This window comes from Aquabacterium sp. (genome assembly GCF_030652515.1).
Classification (GTDB): domain Bacteria; phylum Pseudomonadota; class Gammaproteobacteria; order Burkholderiales; family Burkholderiaceae_C; genus Aquabacterium.
In genome coordinates, this window is sequence record NZ_JAUSAR010000168.1 from 1 (window position 1) to 3,006 (window position 3,006).

The 3,006-nt window shown below is 63.1% G+C and carries 2 protein-coding genes; both read right to left on the reverse strand.

Features of this window, described 5'->3' with window-relative positions; genetic code table 11:
- Nucleotide 1 precedes the first annotated feature (1 nt).
- On the reverse strand, nt 2-1,807 hold the full coding sequence (locus Q7V20_RS18995; protein WP_304794891.1) for a polysaccharide biosynthesis/export family protein: 1,806 nt from the start codon (nt 1,805-1,807) through the stop codon (nt 2-4).
- A 6-nt stretch (nt 1,808-1,813) separates the two neighbouring features.
- The gene (locus Q7V20_RS19000; protein WP_304794893.1) at nt 1,814-2,932 is read right to left on the reverse strand and encodes a chain-length determining protein; all 1,119 of its coding nucleotides are present in this window, start codon (nt 2,930-2,932) and stop codon (nt 1,814-1,816) included.
- Between the last annotated feature and the right edge of the window lie 74 nt (nt 2,933-3,006).

Consider the following 3,006-nt stretch of genomic DNA (forward strand, 5'->3'; position numbering starts at 1 on the left):
CTTAATTCAGGATAACCCTGGCGCCCAGGGCCATCTGGTAGAGCATCGTCGAGACTTCCTTGAACAGTTGGCGGTACTTGGCGTCGACTTTGGGCAGCACCATGATTTCGTCGCCGGGGCGGATTACGGTGTCGGCGTCAAACCAGCCGCCGTTTTCTTCGGTGTCCTCAAAGCTGCCGTCCCGGTGCGCGATGATGATCCGCGAGGTGTCGGCGTTTTGCGAGTAGCCGCCCGATGACTTGATGTAGTCCTCCACGGTCTTGTCGGCGGCCAGCGCGATGGTGTTCGGGAACATCACTTCGCCGCTGACCAGCACCAGGTTGTCGATGGCCGGGATGCGGATGATGTCCCCGCTTTCCAGCAGCAGTCCGTTGATGTTGTCGGCATGGGCCAGCATCACTTGCCCGGAGGGCTCGATGTTTTTCGCCCGGTCCACCCATTGCAGCATCAGGTCGGCTTCTTCCTTACGCAGTTGCGATTCTTCGGCGGTGCCGGAGCGCACCGTCAACACGGCGGCCTCCAGGTGTTTGAGCGCGGTCTTCAGCATCTCCTTTTGCCGCGCGGCGATGCTTTGCCGGAACAGTTGCAGGCTGTTGACGTCGGCCCGTTCGGAATAGCGCACATGCTGCATCAGCTTGCCCAGGCGCGTGCCGTAGGGGATGACGTATTCCTGCGGGCTGAGGTGTTCGCCTTCGACGCGCACGGTGATCGTGCCCGGCTTTTTGTCGGCGGTGAATTCGATGTCGTCGCCGCTTTGCAGGCTGACTTGCTGGGCGGCGCTGAGCGGGTAGTATTCGACGTTTTTGGTCGTGCCGGTGTTGCGTGTGATCCGGACATGGGTGGCCTGCGCCTGCGGTTTGGCGACTTTCATCAGGTCGGCGACGCTGCGCGCCTCGTCGCTGAACTCGAAGCGCTTGGCGTTACCGGCCAGGCCGTTGACCTTGACGGTGTGCAGGCGCGGCGCGACGAAAATGACGTCGCCGTCGGACAGCTGGATCAACGGCATTCGGCCTTGCAGGATGAAGTCGTACAGGCTCAGCGTCGCGCGGGTGCGCGGCCCGCGCTTGACTTCTACGTTCAGGAACGAGCCGCGCTCGACGTCAATGCCGCCGGCCTGGTCCAGGTAGTGCAGCAGGCTGTCCATGCTGGTGCCGCTGTACAGGCCGGGGCGGTTGACGAAGCCGCTGACGAACACGCGCACCGGCTGCGCGGCGGCGAGGCTGGCGTAGCTGTAAACGTTGGCGCGGAACACCCGGCTGACGGCGGTGTTGACCACTTGTTGCAGATCCTGGTTGCGTACGCCCAGCACGTGCACGGGGCCGACATGCGGGACAAAGATGTTGCCTTGCGGGTCGACGGTCAGCGGCGCGTCGTATTCAAACGCGCCCCAGAAGCGCACCTGGATGTTGTCGCCGCTGGCCACGACATAGTCGGGGTTGAAATGGGTCGCGCCTTCGCGGGCAAACGCGCCGGTGAACAGGTTGGCGCCGAATACGTCGCTTTTCAGGTTGACGGAGTAATCGAAATACTGCGGCTGTTGTGTGGTGATGCCGGGCACCGGCGCGGCCTGCACGGCGGTGGCGGTGGTGGACATTTGCGGCGTTGAGGTCGTGGCCGGCACCACGGTGGCGGGTGTCGTCGCGGTCGGCGTGGCGCTGCCCGGCGGCGCGTTCAGGCCGATCACCTGATTGATGCCGAACGGGTCGGCGTTGTCGGCAACGGCGGGCAGGCTGGCGACCAGCAGCCAGAGCAGGGCGAGGCCTGCCGCGAGCGGCGTCAATGGCAACGCAAACGGTAAACGGTTCATGGTGTATTAGTCCTTGTGGTCGCGGATAATGGCGGCGAGCAGGTGCGCGATGCCGGCGAGAATGAGTGTCAGCACGGTAAAGGCCACGCAGTTGTATAGGCGGCGCGGTTCCACTGCGTACTCGGGCAGCGTCGGCGCTTGCAGCACGGACATTTTCTTCAGTGTGCGCGAGGCTTGGATGCGGCCTTGTTCCAGGGCGGTGAGCGCGGCGTTGTAGACGTCCTGCGCGAAGGTGGCGTTCATTTCCAGGCGCTGGTAGGCCTCGACCGTGCTGTTCAGGGTCTTGCCCTTGGTCGAGGTCAACCGCGCTTTTTCGCTGGCGATCTGTTTTTCCAGTGCGTCGATTTGCAGGTTGAGCTCGACGATGTTGGCGCTGTTCGGCATCAAGTAGCCGAGCATCGCGGAACGGCTGGTCTGCAGGTCGTTGAGCTGGGTTTCCATGCGGTTGATGGTGCCGGCGATATTGGCGGTGGTGCCTTGCGGCGACACCAGACCGTATTTGTTCTGGAAACTTAGCAGCGCCTCGCGCGCCTGCAACAGGTGCTCGCGGGTTTTCTGGATGTCCTTGTTGAGGAAGTTGACCTGTTCCTGGGCGAGGTTGCGCGCCAGGCCGTCCATGAACTGCTCGCCCTCATCCACCAGCAGCGTCGCGATGGCGTGCGCGGTGCCGGGGTCGTAACCCTGTGCCTTGATGACCAGGATGCCGGCATATTCGTCGAGTTCGACGCTGATCCGGGTGCGGTAATAATCGTAAAACTTTTCCAGCGTCGCGTCCTTAAACCACAGCCGCGAGAGTACGTCGTGCGCGGGATCGCTGTAATGGCCGCGCAGATTCAGCTTGGCGTCGAGGTTTTTGAGCATGTCCACGGACAGCAGGTAATCGCGCAGCAGCAGTTGCTCGGTGGGGATGCCGACGCCGCCGCCGAGCATGCTGGCGAGGCCCGAACCTTGGCTGCTGGCCATGTCGGTGCTCTGGATGATGACATGGGCCTCGGAGATGTAGCGGTCGGACGCGATAGCGGCCCAATAGACCGCCGCCAGCAGCACCGCAATACAGGTGCCTGCCAGCAGGGCGTGTTGGCGCAGCACGGACGGCAGGCCGGGTTTGGTGGCGGGGCTGTTCATTTCTGGCGGCTTTCCTTGTAGGCGTTGAGGGCGTCGTTGATGTCGTCAAACCAGTGCGCCTTCCCGTTGTCGAG

What these genes read in the sequence shown, in the direction of transcription:
- Q7V20_RS19000 (WP_304794893.1), bottom strand. Translation starts at nt 2,932, where the DNA reads ATGAACAGCCCCGCCACCAAACCCGGCCTGCCGTCCGTGCTGCGCCAA.
- Q7V20_RS18995 (WP_304794891.1), bottom strand. Translation starts at nt 1,807, where the DNA reads ATGAACCGTTTACCGTTTGCGTTGCCATTGACGCCGCTCGCGGCAGGC.